The sequence below is a fragment of the Staphylococcus sp. 11007852 genome (assembly GCF_011394325.1).
Classification (GTDB): Bacteria; Bacillota; Bacilli; order Staphylococcales; family Staphylococcaceae; genus Staphylococcus; species Staphylococcus agnetis.
The window spans coordinates 156,754-173,966 of record NZ_JAANBJ010000018.1 but is presented as its reverse complement, the minus strand read 5'-3'; the positions used below and the strand labels follow the sequence as shown (position 1 = coordinate 173,966).

Genomic DNA, 17,213 nt, shown 5'->3' with positions numbered 1-17,213 from the left:
TATAAACGTTCTAGTCCTTTTTACATACATATGGAAATTAAGGTAATGATTAAATCTACATAAAAAACGTGAGACCGTAAAATGTCTCACGTTCGTAAACGCTTATTTCTTTGATTTGATTTTGCCTGTCCATTTTTTATAGCCGCCTTTAAGCATATAAATATCCTTATAGCCTTTTTTCTTTAATGAACGGGCCGCTCGGTAACTCGCAATACCATTTGCATCAATCAAATAAATAGGTTGGTCTTTACGAAGCCCTTGATATCTTTGACGAAACATAGTCATCGGGATGTTCCGTGCACCATTGACATGTCCGTAATCATAATCTGCTTTTTCTCGTAAATCAATCACTTGCGCTTTACGCAAACCTTGTTGAAACTCATCTTGATTAAGTTCTTTGACTGCTTTTTTATTCAAGAAGAAGTTTAATAACATCCATGCGATGACAGCTACAAGGACGATTATGGCAATTGTCATAACGTTGCTCATCTTGCATCCTCCCTAAAATACCGATATTATTATTATAAAGGTGAAGCAGGAATTTATCAAAATTTTTTAACGATATTATTTCCTACTTATCACTAAACATAATATTATTTTATATGATGTAATGGGGGAATCATACGTATGACTGAAACATGGCATTTTATAAATACAGGGAGACGCGATCCATATTATAATATGGCTTTTGATGAGGCGCTTTTAAACTTTGTCTCTCGTGGAGAGATTGATCCAGTTATACGTTTTTATACTTGGGATCCACCGACGCTTTCAATTGGGTACTTTCAACGTCTTGAGAAAGAAATTGATATTTCTAAAGTAAAAGAAAAGGGCTATGGTCTAGTGAGAAGACAAACTGGCGGTCGGGGTGTTTTGCATGATAAAGAATTAACTTATAGTGTCATCGTGCCTGAAGCACACCCACGTATGCCTAAAACTGTGACTGAGGCATATCGCATTATATCAACAGGTTTATTAGAAGGGTTTAAACGCCTAGGGTTTGATGCATATTTTTCAGTTCCTAAATCAAAAGAAGAACGTGAAAAATTAAAACAACCTAGAAGCTCGGTTTGTTTTGATGCGCCAAGTTGGTATGAACTTGTAGTTGAAGGCAAAAAAATTGCCGGGAGCGCCCAAACACGTCAAAAAGGCGTCATTTTACAACATGGTTCTATATTACAAGATGTTGATATAGATGACTTGTTTGATATGTTCATTTTTAAAAATGATCGCTTAAAGAATAAAATGAAAGAAGCTTTTGTTGAAAAAGCGATTGCCATTAACGACCTCTCAAATAAAAACGTTACTTTGTCGGAGATGGAAGAAGCCTTTGCTGAGGGTTTTAAGAAGGGATTAGATATTACATTTAAACCTTTAGAATTAACAGAGGCCCAACATCAAGAAATTGAAGCACTATGTGAAAAATATAAATCACATGAATTTTTATACCGTAAATAGATTAACACGAGTAAGGCCGATAGCATCATTGTTGTATGGCTTTACTCGTGTTATCTTTTAATTTAACGTCTTCGTTTCCATTTATTTTTCCAAACTGCTTTTTTATATTTACGTTGATCTGGTGTTAAAAAATAAAAGTAGTATATCGCATAGATAATACCAACTATGAGTAATAACATTAAGAGTGTATTCACAATGCTAAATATAAACGCATCGATATTAAAAATAAGACCGATAAAAGCGACTATAACAACAAAGCCAATCAAAATCGTCTGTAATAATCTCATCTTGATGCTCCTTTAATGATTTTCTGTAGACTTCACATTTACCTCTAATTGAGTTAATGATTGTCGTCCTTCTCTAATTTTTTGTTCATCTTTATGATCATAACCTGATTTAATTTTATTAAAAGCAGATTTGATTTGTTTTTGCAATTTTTTTATATCCTCGTCTTGCTTTTTCATTTCTTTGTCTTTTTTTAAAGCCTTTTCATCTAATCCATCCTCATAAGTTTTTACTGCATCGTCATGGTCACTTATGATGGCATCCAGTTGATCACTTATGTCATTGTTCTTCTTATTTTTCAAAATGTCATTATCTATCTTATTATAATTATTGATAAGATTTGTCAGCTCTTTATAATAATCTGAAGACAATGTTAAATAGTTAGTCATCGTTTGATTTTTTTGCGCTTGACCTTTATTTTCATTATCCTTATTCAACGCTTTTAATTTTTGTTGTTTTTTAGAAATTTCACTTTTAAGTTCTTGGTTTTCAAGTTTTAGTTCATGGTTATCATCACTTAATTTTGTACTTTTTTGTTCTAATGGCAATAAATTTTGACTTCCACAACTCGCTAAAAAGAGAGAGGATGTCATACAAACGAATGCTATCTTTTTCATACGCGACTCCTATAATTCAATGTTTTTCTTTATACAATTATTTATTTTAAGGTATCATAGAAGTAATCACAAATAAATAAGGGGGATTTCCAGTATGGAGAATAGAATTTCTAAAATAAAAGCAGTTATGAAAAAGAAACAGCTTGATGGTATTATCGTACTATCTGATTTAAACAGACGTTATCTTTCTGGTTTTAAAGGTACTAGTGGCGCACTTCTTATCACTCATGATCAGAATTTACTCATCACTGACTTTAGATATATCGAACAAGCCACAAAACAAGCACCTCAATTTAAAATCATTCAGCATACAAAACCATTATACGAAGACCTGCTTTACCAAATTGACAAAGCAAATTTATCTCATGTTGGTTTTGAAAGTCACCTTGTATCATATGACACTTTTTTAACATTAGATAAAGGTAAGCATGATCTGATTTCATTGGATGATGAAATTGAGTTGATTCGAATGGTTAAAGATGAATCCGAAATTAAAGCAATTGATAAAGCGGCTCAAATAGTAGATGAAGCCTATCAATACATATTAAAAATTGTAGAACCAGGTATGACTGAAATCGACGTCAAAGCTCATTTAGAAAGTAAAATGTTACATTTAGGTTCTGAAAAAACGTCATTTGATACCATTGTTGCTTCAGGTTATCGAGGTGCATTACCTCATGGACTTGCTTCCAATAAAGTCATTGAACGAGGTGATATGGTTACATTAGACTTTGGGGCTTATTATGACGGCTACGCTTCAGATATTACACGTACGTTTGCGGTAGGTGAACCAAGTGCCCAAATGAAAGAAATTTATGAAATTGTGCTTGAGAGCCAAATGACAGCTGTCAATCAAATTAGACCTGGATTAACTGGAAAAGAAGTGGATTCAATCGCTCGAAATATAATAGAGGCAGCGGGTTACGGCAAACATTTTGGACACTCATTAGGTCATGGTGTCGGCCTTAACGTACATGAGTATCCAAATGTATCGCCAAAATCTGACACAGTGTTAGAACCAAACCATGTCGTCACAATTGAACCCGGTATTTATGTAGAAGGATTGGGTGGCGTAAGAATAGAAGATGATATATTAATTACAGAAAATGGAAGCAGACGCTTTACTAATTGTACAAAAGACCTTATTATTTTATAAGAAGAGTGATACTTGAGGAGGAAATTTCATGATTTCAGTAAATGATTTCAAAACAGGTTTAACAATTTCAGTTGATAATGGCATTTGGAAAGTCATTGAATTTCAACACGTTAAACCAGGTAAAGGTTCAGCATTTGTAAGATCAAAATTACGAAACTTACGAACAGGTGCGATTCAAGAAAAAACATTCCGCGCAGGTGAAAAAGTTGAACCTGCTATGATCGAAAACCGTCGTATGCAATATTTATATGCTGATGGTGACAATCACGTATTCATGGACAATGAATCTTTTGAACAAACTGAATTAACAACAGATTACTTAGAATACGAATTAAAATTCCTAAAAGCAAACATGGACGTTCACATCCAAACTTATGAAGGTGAAACAATTGGTGTAGAACTACCTAAAACAGTTGAGCTTGAAGTAACTGAAACAGAACCAGGTATCAAAGGTGATACAGCTACGGGTGCGACTAAATCCGCTACTGTAGAAACAGGCTATACATTAAACGTTCCTCTATTTGTTAATGAGGGTGATACATTAGTTATTAATACAACTGATGGAAGTTATGTATCTAGAGCGTAATTATTCTTGTGCATGTGTATACGTTGACTCACCTTTTTCAAGGCTAAAAGCGCGTATGAAATACATGAATCAATAATAATAATAAAATGAATAAGACAAGATGTGATTTAAAAATTTTCATTTTATTTCTTGTCCAAATAAGACATACAGGGGCTAGGACACAAGATGTCCCAGCCTTTTTATCTGTAGATCACATTGGGTATTTGCTTGAATTGGTCAATATCCTCAAGTAAAATAGTAAGATAGAAATAATTCAATCATAAGGGAGAAACATTATGAATTTTAAAGAGATTAAAGAGTTAATTGAAATCTTAGATGGCTCTAATTTAACTGAAATTAATATTGAAGATAAAGGTACAATCGTTAATTTAAAGAAAGAGAAAGAAGTGGTAACACAACAGGTTGCACATGTTTCTCAAACACCAGTAGCTGCACCGGCTCAAGAAGCGTCAGCACCATCTGCACCAACAAATAACGAAGCGCCTCAAACAGATAACCTACAAACAATTACAGCACCGATGGTAGGTACATTTTATAAATCACCTTCTCCAGAAGAAAATCCATATGTACAAGTAGGGGACCAAGTTTCAGCAAATACAACAGTATGTATTTTAGAAGCAATGAAATTATTTAATGAAATTCAAGCAGAAGTTACAGGGGAAATCGTAGAAATTCTTGTTGAAGATGGACAAATGGTTGAGTATGGCCAAGCATTATTTAAGGTGAAATAATATGAAGAAAATTTTAATTGCGAACCGTGGTGAGATTGCTGTACGAATTATTCGTGCATGCCACGAACTGGGGATTCAAACAGTAGCGATTTATTCAGAAGGCGATAAAGATGCATTACATACTCAATTAGCCGATGAAGCCTATTGTGTTGGTCCTAAACAATCTAAAGACTCTTATTTAAATATTCCTAACATCTTATCAATAGCAACGTCTACAGGATGTGATGCCATTCACCCTGGTTATGGATTTCTAGCTGAAAACGGGGACTTTGCAGAATTATGTGAAGCAGTACAATTAAAATTCATTGGACCTAGCTATAAGTCTATCCAAAAAATGGGTATTAAAGACATCGCTAAGGAAGAAATGAAGCGTGCAAATGTACCTGTAGTACCTGGTAGTGATGGATTAGTAGAAAGTATTGATAGTGCAGTTGCTACTGCTAAATCCATTGGTTACCCTGTCATCATTAAAGCAACAGCTGGTGGTGGCGGTAAAGGAATTCGTATAGCTCGTAATGAGGAAGAACTTATTAATGGCTATAAAATGACGCAACAAGAAGCGGAAACAGCATTTGGTAATGGCGGTTTATACTTAGAAAAATTCATTGAAAACTTCCGACATATTGAAATTCAAATCATGGGTGATGAACATGGTAATGTGATACATTTAGGTGAACGAGATTGTACGATTCAACGTCGAATGCAAAAATTAGTTGAAGAGGCACCTTCTCCTATCTTGTCAGAAGCAATGCGTAAAGAAATGGGAGACGCAGCCGTTAGAGCCGCTAAGGCAGTAGAGTATTACAATGCAGGGACAATAGAATTCATTTATGATTTAGATGAAGATAAATTCTATTTTATGGAGATGAACACACGCATTCAAGTTGAGCACCCTGTAACAGAAATGGTCACTGGAGTAGACTTAGTAAAATTACAAATTAAAGTTGCCATGGGTGAAACGTTACCTTATAAACAAGAAGATATAAACATTAATGGGCACGCAATTGAATTTCGAATTAATGCAGAAAATCCTTATAAAAATTTCATGCCATCTCCTGGTAAAATATCTCAATATTTAACACCTGGTGGCTACGGCGTACGTATTGAATCTGCATGTTACACGAATTATATGATTCCACCTTATTATGATTCAATGGTAGCGAAATTAATTGTACATCAACCGACACGCGACGAAGCAATTATGTCAGGGTTACGCGCTCTCAATGAATTTGTAGTAATGGGTATCGATACAACCATTCCATTCCATATTCGACTACTAAGCCATCCTGTATTCAGAGAAGGATTTTTCAGCACTAAGTTTTTAGAGATTTACGATATTATGAACGACGAAGCATAATCATTATGGAGGCGATAGCGTATGGCTAAATCAGTTGAAAACTTTAACCCAAATCTTGGAACTGTAGAAATAGTACCCGAAGTTATTTCAGTCATTGCCAGTATTGCAGTATCTGAAGTTGATGGCGTTCGAGGCATGTTTACTGATGTTCGAAACCAAACATTGGAAAGATTAGGACGTAAAAACTTAAGTAAAGGTGTAAAAGTAGAAATTATAGATAATGAAATTTATCTTAATGTGTATTGCTCACTCAAATATGGTACTAAAATTTCACAAACTGCTTTAAAAATTCAAGAAGCTATCCATAGTGCAATCAAAAACATGACTGCCTTAACCCCTAAACAAATCAATGTCCATATCACTCATCTTGAAATGAGCGATAATGGACCGCACAAATGATGAAATGGAGAAGATGAAATGAGTAGAAAGCTAGCAAGAAGTCAAGCTTTTCAAACATTATTCCAATTAGAAACAAAAAATTCAGAACTTACGATTGATGAGGCCATTCGTTTTATTAAAGAAGATGATCCTGACCTAGATTTCGACTTTATCCATTGGCTCGTTTCAGGTGTAAAAGATCATGAATCAGTTCTAGACGAAACAATATCTCCTCACCTCAAAGGTTGGACGATTCCTAGATTATTAAAAACAGACCGTATCATTTTAAGAATGGCTACTTTTGAAATCATCCATAGCGACACACCTAAGAAAGTCATCATGAATGAAGCAATTGAACTTGCTAAACAATATAGTGATGATGATCACTACCGTTTTATTAACGGTGTTTTAAGTAATATAAATAAAGATTGAGTGATACTATGACAACATACTTAACCGTCTCTGCATTGACTAAATATATTAAATATAAATTTGATAAAGACCCACATTTACAGTCTGTATTGATTAAAGGCGAAGTTTCAAACTTTAAAAGACATAGTAGTGGTCATTTATACTTTGCAATTAAAGATGAAAATAGCTTAATTAATGCAATGATGTTCAAAGCACAAGCAGCCAAACTTGATTTTTCGCCTAAAGAAGGCGACCAAGTTCTTGTAGAAGCGCGCGTGTCTGTATATGAACAACGTGGGAGTTACCAAATATATGTCAACAAAATGCAATTAGACGGCATCGGCAATCTTTATCAAAAGTTCGAGCAATTAAAAATTAAATTGGCAAAAGAAGGGTATTTTAATGAAGAACACAAAAAACCAATCCCCAAATACCCTTCTCGTATTGCCATTTTAACTGCACAAACGGGTGCTGCAATACGCGATATTCAAAATACGCTCACGAATCGATATCCATTAGCTGAACAAGTTAAAATAAGTACGCTTGTTCAAGGTTCAGCAGCGAAAGATGACATTATTGAAAAACTAAAGTATGCAGATTCACTTAATGTCGACACCATTATTATCGGTCGTGGCGGTGGCTCTATTGAGGATTTGTGGAACTTTAATGAAGAAGAGGTCGTTAAAGCCATCTATCATTGTCAAACACCAATTATTTCGGCTGTTGGCCATGAAACAGATACCACATTAAGTGATTTTGTTGCAGATGTCCGAGCAGCAACACCAACACAAGCAGCTATGATTGCTTCACCAGATCAACATGAGTTACTTCAAACTATTTTACAAAGTCGCATTTTTATGACGCGATTTATGAAACAGTACTTGAAACATGCAAAGCAATATTTAACACAATATGCTTCGTATTATAAATTCAAACAACCGACACTTTTATATGAACAGCACATTCAAAAGCGAGATGAATTAGAACGTCATTTACATGATGCTATCAAACACCGCTTTATGGTTGAACGCCAAAATTTAACGATGATGCAACAACGGTTTCATCTTAAACATTTTCATCAATACGTTATCGCCCAACAAAATGCCACGAAGCAAATACAATTGCAACTTTCTAAACTCATGACAGCAACTTTAAAAAATAAAGAACAACAATTGATACAACGTGTTGAGAGACTAAATACATTAAGTCCGACACAAACGATGTTACGTGGGTACTCAATCGTAAAAAAGGATAACGACATTATTACGAGTCACAGGCAACTGAGTAAAGGTGAGTCTATTGAAATTTTGATGAAAGACGGTAGCGTCGAGGCAATAATAGAAAAGGTAAGGTGTCAAAATGACGACAAAAAATAAAAATTTTGAAGAAATGATGAAAGAACTTGAATCTATTGTCAATAAATTGGATAACGATCAGATTTCTTTAGAAGAAAGTATGGATTTATACCAAAAAGGTATGGCTCTGTCTAAGTCCTGTGAAGAAACATTAAAAGATGCAGAAACAAAAGTTTCAAAAATGATGGAAAATGAGGCAGATTCTAATGATGAATCCGATACTGAATAACATTCTAGAAACGTTTAACACATATTTAAATACAAGTATTCCAAAATCAAAAATGGAAACCTCCTTAGAAGAAAGTATGCGCTATTCATTAGAAGCGGGTGGCAAACGTATTCGGCCATTATTGTTGCTTGCTACATTAGATATGTTAAGTGAAGAAGGCTATCAAAAAGGCATGTCTTCTGCGCTTGCGTTAGAAATGATTCATACGTATTCTTTAATCCATGATGACTTACCTGCAATGGACAACGATGATTATCGACGTGGCAAACCTACGAATCATAAAGTGTACGGTGAATGGATGGCTATCTTGGCAGGTGATGCATTATTAACAAAAGCATTTGAATTAATAGCGACTCAAAACGACCTTAAACCAAACATTCAAATTCAACTCATTCAATCTTTAGCACAAGCAAGTGGTCACTTAGGTATGGTGGGGGGCCAAACACTTGATATGCAAAGTGAAAGTCAGCAGTTGACGTTGTCTCAAATTCAAACTATTCATGAACATAAAACAGGAGCGCTCATTCATTTTGCTATCGTAGCAGCGGCAATCATCGCTGAAGCACCACCTCGTATTACACAATTATTATCTGATTTTGCTAAGCAATTAGGGGTTATCTTTCAAATCAAAGACGATTTGCTTGATGTGTATGGCGATCAAGAAAAGTTAGGTAAACCTGTCGGAAGTGATATACTTAATGATAAAAGTACCTATGTAACGCTTCTAGGTAAAACAGAAGCTGAACACCAACTCAACTCCCATATTCAACAAGCCGAAGACATTCTCAATACATTAGCCTCTGAATATGATGTGAGTCATTTAAACGAACTATTAAAACTATTTTACCAACGTCAAAATTAAAGGTGTTGGTCATACATTAATCTAGGGTGATATAAATGGAAGTACGTGAAATTAAAGATCCCTCATTTTTAAAAAATATGAGTGTTAAAGAATTAGAAGCACTAAGTGAAGACGTTCGTCAATTTTTAATTCAAACTTGTGCCAAAACTGGCGGTCATATCGGTGCCAATTTAGGTGTTGTTGAGTTAACAATTGCGCTTCACAAGCATTATAACAGCCCAGAAGATAAAATCTTATGGGATGTTGGACATCAAAGTTATATACATAAAATATTAACAGGCAGAGGGCATCAATTTGATACCCTTCGTCAGTACAAAGGACTTTGTGGTTTTCCTAAATTAAGAGAATCAGCACATGACGTATGGGAAGCAGGTCATAGCTCTACTTCTTTATCTGCTGCAATGGGAATGGCGAAAGCACGTGACATTTTAAAACAAAATCATCATGTAATTCCAATTATCGGCGATGGTGCATTGACGGGTGGTATGGCGTTAGAAGCCTTAAATAACATAGGTCATGATCGCACCAATATGACGATCATTTTAAATGATAATGAAATGAGTATTGCGCCAAACGTGGGTGCGATGCATAACATGCTTGGACGCATTCGCATGAACCAAGGGTACAATAAACTTAAACTTGACGCTGAAGCGGTACTCAGCCGTTTACCTGGTGGTAGTAAAATTCGTGAATCTGCTGATCGCATTAAAGATAGCATCAAATATCTTGTTGTCGATGGTGCGTTTTTTGAAGAGTTAGGTATTCGTTATATTGGTCCTGTTGATGGTCACAACTTTGATGAACTTGAGAATGCGTTACAAACAGCAGACTCTATAAATAAGCCTGTTCTTGTCCATGTTGTAACGAAAAAAGGAAAAGGCTATCACCCTGCGGAAAATGATAAAATTGGTACGTGGCATGGATTGGGGCCTTACAAACTTGAAACTGGTGAACAAATTAAAGGGCAACCACTCGGACCATCTTGGAGTCAGTTTATAAGCGATGAAATTCTATCATATGCTAAAAAAGATAAGCGCGTCGTTGCAATCACACCAGCTATGCCTGTAGGGTCAAAGCTCACGCGCTTTCAATCCGAATTACCTGAACAATTTTTCGATGTAGGTATTGCTGAACAACATGCGGTTACAATGGCTGCTGGACTGGCTATTGAAGGCTTTAAACCTTATGTTGCAATCTATTCAACGTTTTTACAACGTGCATACGATCAAGTATTGCACGATGTAGATCGTCAAAATTTAAATGTCATTTTTGGTATTGACCGCTCTGGATTAGTGGGTGCAGATGGAGAAACGCACCAAGGCGTTTTTGATGTTGGATTTTTATCACAGTTTCCTAACATGACGATCAGCATGCCTAAAGATGAGAATGAAGCACGTCATATCGTTCATACCGCTATGCAACATCAATCTGGCCCGTTTGCTATAAGGTATCCAAGAGGAAATGGCTATGGCGTAAGCTTATCTGATGACAAACAATTACTTAAAATTGGCTCATGGGAGTCTTTGCAACCAGGTGATGAGATTACGCTAATAAGTTACGGCCCAACGGTACACACTTTAATTGAAGCCGCTCAAATGCTTAAAGACAAAGGAATATCTGCACGAGTTATTAATGCACGATTTATTAAACCCATGGATTTAGACATGCTACATGACATTGGCGCAACGCAAAAGCCGGTGATTGTCGCAGAAGAAGGTATGTTAAACGGCGGCTTAGGTAGCCAAATTGCAACATTTCTTATAGAACATGGATATCATAATCCAATCAAACGTATTGGTATAGATGATGAATATATCGAACATGGAAATGTTGATCGAATCCTAGAAGATTTACATTTATCTTCAGAATCTATAGCTAAAATTGCTGAGGACATGCTAGAGGTAAAGCATTCTAAAAGCTTATAAATATATTAACGAGCATCTAGGAGACATACTGACATTTTCATACTTGAATGTAATTCCAAATTTATTACAGCCTTAAAATTCATCTTTTTTGTGAATTTTAAAGGCTTTTTTTATTGTAATTTTAGAAACTAAAAGAAAATATCACCATTTTATATACAATTAATGACGTTAAAGCTTCACTTATGAAATAGGTCATAACTAGGTTAATACATGATTGTATGGTAAAATCGATGTATAAATATTCGTTACGAGGTGTCCATTATGCCTAAAAAATCTGTTAGACATATTAAAATCAGAGAAATTATTTCAAATGAACAAATCGAAACACAAGATGAGTTAGTAAAACGTTTAAATGATTATGAGATGAATGTGACTCAAGCAACTGTATCTCGAGATATTAAAGAATTGCAATTGATTAAAGTACCTGCACCTACAGGTCAATATGTATATAGCCTTCCTAATGACAGAAGATATCATCCGCTCGAAAAATTGGGACGCTATCTTATGGATTCATTTGTAAAAATTGATGGTACTGACAATTTGTTAGTACTTAAAACGCTACCAGGCAATGCACAATCTATAGGCGCTATTTTAGATCAAATCGATTGGGAAGAAGTATTAGGTACGATATGTGGTGATGATACTTGTCTCATTATTTGCCGTACGCATGCAGATGCTGAAGAAATTAAATCACGTATTTTTAATATGTTATAAGGAAGAGATGATATGTTACAAAGTCTTTCAATTAAACAATTCGCTATTATCGATGCGCTCGAAATTCAATTTGGTGATGGTTTAACGGTTTTAAGTGGAGAAACAGGCGCGGGAAAATCAATCATTATTGATGCGATTGGACAATTAATTGGTATGCGTGCGTCTTCAGATTTTGTACGTCATGGTGAGAAAAAAGCTATTATCGAAGGTATCTTTGACGTTGACAACGCGAAAGAGGCACATCATGTCCTAGAAGAGATTGGTATTGATTTATCCGAGGACTTTTTAATTGTTAAGCGTGAAATATTTAATTCTGGCAAGAGTATGTGCCGAATTAATAATACGACCGTAACGCTACAAGATTTAAGAAAAGTCATGCAGCAATTATTAGACATTCATGGCCAACATGAAACACAGTCACTTTTAAAACAAAAATATCATATTGAACTTTTAGACCGCTATGCTGAAGGCTCTTATGACGATGCTTTACGTCAATATGAAACAACCTACACGCATCATAAGGAGAAAACAAAAGAGCTTGAAGCTTTGGAAACAGCAGATCAGGCTTTATTACAACGTTTGGATCTCATGAAATTCCAATACGAAGAACTTAAGGACGCCAATTTACAAGAAGATGAGATGGAACAACTCGAAGCAGATATTAAGCGCATTCAAAACTCTGAAAACTTAAATCACGCTCTAAATGCTGCATACACAACGTTAACGGATGAATATGCTATTACGGATCGTTTGTATGAACTGAGTACGCAACTCCAAACAATCGATCAAATTTTACCTAATACGTATCTTAAATTGAAAGAAGATGTCGATCAATTTTATTACACGTTAGAAGACGCTAAACACCAACTATATGATGAAATTAATCAAACAGACTTTGATGAGCATTATTTAAACGAATTAGAGTCACGTATGAATCTTTTAAATAATTTGAAACGCAAATATGGTAAAGATATACCTGAACTCATTTCTTATCAAAGCAAAATTGAGGATGAAATCAACAAAATAGAAAATTATGAAGAAAGTACTTCACAGTTAAGAAGTGAAATTGCGGAACTCGCCGAACAACTCCAAGTTGATGGGCAAGTTTTATCAAAAGAACGACGTAAAGTAGCACGTACACTCCGTGATCATATTGTTGACGAAATACAAAACTTACAAATGAAAGATGCCAATTTGGAAATTGCCTTCACACGTTATGAGACACCACAACAAGATGGCCTAGAACGTGTAGAATTTCTGATTAGCCCTAATAAAGGGGAACCCCTAAAAAGCTTAAACAAGATAGCGAGTGGTGGTGAGCTCTCACGCATCATGCTCGCACTTAAAAGTATTTTTGTAAATGCAAGAGGGCAAACAGCCATTCTATTTGATGAAGTTGATTCCGGTGTATCGGGTCAAGCAGCTCAAAAAATGGCTGAAAAAATGAAACAAATCGCATCGGTGATTCAGGTCATTTGTATTTCACATTTACCCCAAGTCGCTTCTATGAGTGATCATCACTTGTACATATCTAAACACGAAAAAGATGACAGAACTACTACACACGTTAAAGAACTACAAGATGATGAACGTATCGAAGAAGTGGCAAGAATGATTTCTGGCGCAACCGTGACTGAACTCACATTGAAAAACGCTAAAGAAATGATTGAACAAAATCAACGCTAAAAGGGGTGTATGACATTGTCATTTTCAACATTATTTCAAAATACACACGCTCTAGAAGGAAATATAGCACTTGTTAATGCAGTGAATGAGTCATCCATTCAAGTGATTCATGATGTGCTCACACAAACCAATGCTACATTCACACTTTATAATGACCAAGATGTTTCGGAATTAATACGTTCATTTGAGCTACCAGCACCAATGTTAAAACGCATCCATATTCATACATTTGACGATGAACATAGCGCACTTTCCGCATGTTTAACTGACTTAGATGCACAGCGTGTTGATATTCTGATGAAAGGGCTCATACCGACGAGTCAAATTTTATCTGCGGTACTCAAACATTTGCGTCATACCCAGGGTGAAAATTATTTTTTAAATCATATCGCATGCTGTGATATACCGGCATACCATAAATTGTTGTTCATTTCAGATGTCGCTTTAAATATTCACCCATCACTAGAAGAACATCAAAAAATCATTCACAATATTAAACAATTCACTCACAAACTGGGATATACCGATTTAAAAGTGGCATTATTATCATCAGTTGAAAAACCATCAGAGAAAATCCCTTCATCTGTACACGCTGATCAATTGAAACAATATTATGCAAATACGAATGAAATAGAAGGTGTAGTTGTTGATGGTCCTTTTGCATTAGATAATGCAATTGATAAACAAAGCGCCTTGCTAAAAGGGATCACTTCTCCTGTTGCAGGTGATGCGGATGTTATTATAGTTCCTCAACTAGACGTGGGAAATGCATTATATAAATCTTTAACCTATTTTGGACACGCAAAAGTTGCAAGTTTAATGATTGGTACGCCATATCCTATCGTTTTAACGTCTAGAGCGGATTCAGTGACCAATAAAACACTATCTGTATTACTTGCTTTAAAAACATTAGCGTGACCTGGATCTTTCAAGTCACATATAAGTTAGCAATCAAGAGAGGAAGGATACTATGGTCCGCATATTAGTTCTTAATTTAGGGAGTACATCAAGTAAATTAGCCATTTACGACGATACAAAAATGTCGTACAGCACAACTGTTGTCCATGATGATGCACTGACACGTTTGGATTTATTAAAACAAAAAGCCCCTCGTCAAATGGCTATAAAACAATGGCTTTCAAAAATCAATGTCCCATCGTCAACATTGGATGCCATTGCTTGTAGGGGTGGTTTATTAAAACCAATTGTAGGTGGCACATATACTGTGAACCGCGCATTATATGATGATTTAAAATCCTTTCAATATGGCATACATGCCTCAAATTTAAGTGGCATTATAGGTTATGAGATGGCTACACACTTAAACATTCCAGTATTTACTTCTGATCCCGTCGTAGTCGATGAATTTATTGATGAAGTTCGAATGACTGGTATACCAGGTATTCAAAGAAAAAGTATTTTTCATGCGTTAAATCATAAAGCTACTGCGCGTCAATTTGCTAAGGACGTTCAACAACGTTACGAAGATTTAAATTTGATTGTCATACATATGGGGGGAGGCGTCAGTGTTGCTGCGCATGAAAAAGGGTTAGTGATAGATGTCAATGAAGCACTTTATGGTGAAGGACCAATGGCTTTAAATCGTTCTGGTTCCATCCCAAATGATGCACTCATCGAATATCAGCATGCACATCAATATGATATTCAACAAATGAAACGTTTATTCTCAGCTCAAACTGGCTTACAAGCTCATGTCGGTTCAAGTGATTTTAAATGGATTATGGAACGTTATCATCACGATACACATATTCATGGCGTCGTCGATGCCTTTAGCGTTCAAATTGCTAAAGCTATTGGCGAACGTGCTGCACTATTAAAAGGGAATGTGGACCAAATCGTGTTTACAGGTGGAATGAGTCACAGTACTTTATTCATCGATTTACTCAAACCTTATATCGAATGGATAGCACCAGTATCTGTCTATCCAGGTGAATTCGAAATGCAAGCTTTAGCTGAAAATGCGTATCAAGCATTAGGTGAACACATACCCGTGAAGACTTACAGTTAGGAGAATCATACAATGACAAAAGAAAAATACGATTTAGTTGTATTAGGTGGAGGTATTGCTGGTTATTCAGCAGCAATTCGTGCGAGTCAGCTCGGTAAATCCGTTGCTTTAGTAGAAAAAGACAAAGTTGGAGGGACATGTTTACATCGTGGATGTATCCCTACAAAATCATTTTTAAAGTCAGCTGAAGTATACCAATACATACAACATGCTGATCAGTATGGGCTCTCTGTTGAAGGCGCATCTGTCAACTTTCAAAGTGTTTTAGAACGCAAATCAAGAATCGTAGAAACGATGTACAATGGTGTCCAACATCTTGTAAAACAAAATAAAATTGATTTATTTCAAGGCACGGGTCGTTTATTAGGTGCTTCTATATTTACACCACAAAGTGGAACTGTATCTGTGGAGTATGACGACGGCGAATCTGAACTTTTACCCAATGACTACGTGTTAATTGCAACAGGTTCTAAACCCATTGAATTACCAATGCTTCCATTTGACCACCGTGTCATTTTAAGTAGTGATGATATGATGCAATTATCAACATTACCAAAACGTATGGCGATTGTCGGTGGTGGTGTGATTGGCTTAGAATTTGCAAGCCTGTTGAATTCATTTGGTGTCGAGGTAACAATTATTGAAGCTGGTGAACGTATTTTAATCAATGAACCAGCGTCAGTCAGTCGCCAATTGAAGCAACATCTCTCTAAAGAAGGCATTCACATTTTAGAAAATACCGCTGTAACAGAAGAAGCTGTGACAATTACTGAACATGATGTAACGTTTGAGCTAGACGATACTTTAACAGTAGATAAGGTACTTGTAGCTGTTGGTCGTCAAGCACTAACTGATGATTTAGGACTTAATAATACGAAAGTCGCTTTATCTGACAAAAAGACAATACAAACTGATGCATTTATGCAAACAGCTGATCAACATATTTATGCAGCTGGCGATGTTATCGGTCAACTTCAACTTGCACATGTAGGTGCTAAAGAAGGGGTAATTGCAGTTGAACACATGTTCAATGAAAATCCTCTTGCTATAGATTATAACTTGATGCCACGTTGTGTATACACACGCCCAGAGGTCGCTTCATTAGGAATGACCGTAGACGTAGCTAAAAAGCAAGGATATACTACGCATGTTGTGAAAGCACCGTTTAAAGCGAATGGTAAAGCATTGATCGCATCTCAACAAGATCCTGATGGTTTTGCAGAACTCGTGTTTGAGAAAGAAACACAAACATTTCTAGGTGCTGCACTGATAGGACCTAATGTTACAGAACTTATTAATGAGCTTTCGCTGTTAAGTTTTATGGATGGATCCGCGTTAGAACTTGGTAGTGCGACACATGCACATCCATCGATATCAGAATTATTAATGGAACTCGGTTTAGAAGCTGAAAATCAATCAATTCACATCTAGTAA

19 protein-coding genes are annotated in these 17,213 nt (G+C 35.7%); 16 read left to right on the top strand and 3 right to left on the bottom strand.

Annotated features, from left to right (window positions below):
- Positions 1–102: 102 nt before the first annotated feature.
- Positions 103–489 (bottom strand): rhodanese-like domain-containing protein, encoded by a 387-nt coding sequence (locus tag G8Y85_RS05185; RefSeq protein WP_037567699.1) that lies wholly within the window; start codon positions 487–489, stop codon positions 103–105.
- Positions 490–627: 138 nt separating this feature from the next.
- Between G8Y85_RS05185 and G8Y85_RS05180 the strand changes: the two genes are divergently transcribed.
- Positions 628–1,458: a lipoate--protein ligase family protein gene (locus G8Y85_RS05180; RefSeq protein WP_060551120.1), complete on the top strand. Its 831-nt coding sequence runs from the start codon at positions 628–630 to the stop codon at positions 1,456–1,458.
- Between the two features lie 62 nt (positions 1,459–1,520).
- Here the strand turns inward: G8Y85_RS05180 and G8Y85_RS05175 are convergent, their stop codons facing one another.
- Together G8Y85_RS05175 and G8Y85_RS05170 are read right to left on the bottom strand one after the other, a co-directional pair.
- Positions 1,521–1,745 (bottom strand): SA1362 family protein, encoded by a 225-nt coding sequence (locus G8Y85_RS05175; protein ID WP_060551119.1) that lies wholly within the window; start codon positions 1,743–1,745, stop codon positions 1,521–1,523.
- 12 nt (positions 1,746–1,757) lie between these two features.
- Positions 1,758–2,360: a hypothetical protein gene (locus G8Y85_RS05170; protein WP_165805523.1), complete on the bottom strand. Its 603-nt coding sequence runs from the start codon at positions 2,358–2,360 to the stop codon at positions 1,758–1,760.
- Between the two features lie 94 nt (positions 2,361–2,454).
- Between G8Y85_RS05170 and G8Y85_RS05165 the strand changes: the two genes are divergently transcribed.
- The 15 genes from G8Y85_RS05165 (at position 2,455) to lpdA (ending at position 17,210) form a co-directional block, all read left to right on the top strand.
- On the top strand, positions 2,455–3,516 hold the full coding sequence (locus G8Y85_RS05165) for a M24 family metallopeptidase (RefSeq protein ID WP_103345368.1): 1,062 nt from the start codon (positions 2,455–2,457) through the stop codon (positions 3,514–3,516).
- A 28-nt stretch (positions 3,517–3,544) separates the two neighbouring features.
- Positions 3,545–4,102 carry an elongation factor P gene (gene efp / locus G8Y85_RS05160; RefSeq protein WP_037567705.1) on the top strand — a complete coding sequence of 186 codons (558 nt, stop codon included), beginning with the start codon at positions 3,545–3,547 and terminating at the stop codon, positions 4,100–4,102.
- A gap of 275 nt (positions 4,103–4,377) precedes the next feature.
- Positions 4,378–4,833, top strand: a complete 456-nt coding sequence (gene accB, locus G8Y85_RS05155) for an acetyl-CoA carboxylase biotin carboxyl carrier protein (protein ID WP_103345367.1) — start codon at positions 4,378–4,380, stop codon at positions 4,831–4,833.
- Position 4,834: 1 nt separating this feature from the next.
- Positions 4,835–6,190: an acetyl-CoA carboxylase biotin carboxylase subunit gene (gene accC / locus G8Y85_RS05150; protein ID WP_037567707.1), complete on the top strand. Its 1,356-nt coding sequence runs from the start codon at positions 4,835–4,837 to the stop codon at positions 6,188–6,190.
- Positions 6,191–6,211: 21 nt separating this feature from the next.
- Entirely contained in the window at positions 6,212–6,589 is a 378-nt protein-coding gene (locus G8Y85_RS05145; RefSeq protein ID WP_037567708.1) for an Asp23/Gls24 family envelope stress response protein, read from the top strand.
- 18 nt (positions 6,590–6,607) lie between these two features.
- Entirely contained in the window at positions 6,608–7,000 is a 393-nt protein-coding gene (gene nusB / locus G8Y85_RS05140) for a transcription antitermination factor NusB (protein ID WP_060551115.1), read from the top strand.
- Between the two features lie 8 nt (positions 7,001–7,008).
- Complete coding sequence (xseA, locus tag G8Y85_RS05135; protein WP_103345366.1) at positions 7,009–8,355, top strand: exodeoxyribonuclease VII large subunit; 1,347 nt, start codon at positions 7,009–7,011, stop codon at positions 8,353–8,355.
- The gene (locus G8Y85_RS05130) at positions 8,339–8,563 is read left to right on the top strand and encodes an exodeoxyribonuclease VII small subunit (protein WP_103345365.1); all 225 of its coding nucleotides are present in this window, start codon (positions 8,339–8,341) and stop codon (positions 8,561–8,563) included. Before xseA ends, G8Y85_RS05130 begins: the two co-directional genes overlap by 17 nt.
- Positions 8,544–9,425: a polyprenyl synthetase family protein gene (locus G8Y85_RS05125; RefSeq protein ID WP_103345372.1), complete on the top strand. Its 882-nt coding sequence runs from the start codon at positions 8,544–8,546 to the stop codon at positions 9,423–9,425. Before G8Y85_RS05130 ends, G8Y85_RS05125 begins: the two co-directional genes overlap by 20 nt.
- A gap of 35 nt (positions 9,426–9,460) precedes the next feature.
- Complete coding sequence (gene dxs / locus G8Y85_RS05120; RefSeq protein WP_165805522.1) at positions 9,461–11,350, top strand: 1-deoxy-D-xylulose-5-phosphate synthase; 1,890 nt, start codon at positions 9,461–9,463, stop codon at positions 11,348–11,350.
- Between the two features lie 261 nt (positions 11,351–11,611).
- Complete coding sequence (gene ahrC / locus G8Y85_RS05115) at positions 11,612–12,064, top strand: transcriptional regulator AhrC/ArgR (RefSeq protein WP_037567715.1); 453 nt, start codon at positions 11,612–11,614, stop codon at positions 12,062–12,064.
- A gap of 12 nt (positions 12,065–12,076) precedes the next feature.
- The gene (recN, locus tag G8Y85_RS05110; protein WP_060551109.1) at positions 12,077–13,750 is read left to right on the top strand and encodes a DNA repair protein RecN; all 1,674 of its coding nucleotides are present in this window, start codon (positions 12,077–12,079) and stop codon (positions 13,748–13,750) included.
- Positions 13,751–13,765: 15 nt separating this feature from the next.
- Positions 13,766–14,668: a phosphate acyltransferase gene (locus G8Y85_RS05105; RefSeq protein WP_082624725.1), complete on the top strand. Its 903-nt coding sequence runs from the start codon at positions 13,766–13,768 to the stop codon at positions 14,666–14,668.
- Positions 14,669–14,720: 52 nt separating this feature from the next.
- Positions 14,721–15,779, top strand: a complete 1,059-nt coding sequence (gene buk, locus G8Y85_RS05100) for a butyrate kinase (RefSeq protein ID WP_037567720.1) — start codon at positions 14,721–14,723, stop codon at positions 15,777–15,779.
- A gap of 12 nt (positions 15,780–15,791) precedes the next feature.
- Entirely contained in the window at positions 15,792–17,210 is a 1,419-nt protein-coding gene (lpdA, locus tag G8Y85_RS05095) for a dihydrolipoyl dehydrogenase (protein WP_165805521.1), read from the top strand.
- Positions 17,211–17,213 lie beyond the last annotated feature (3 nt).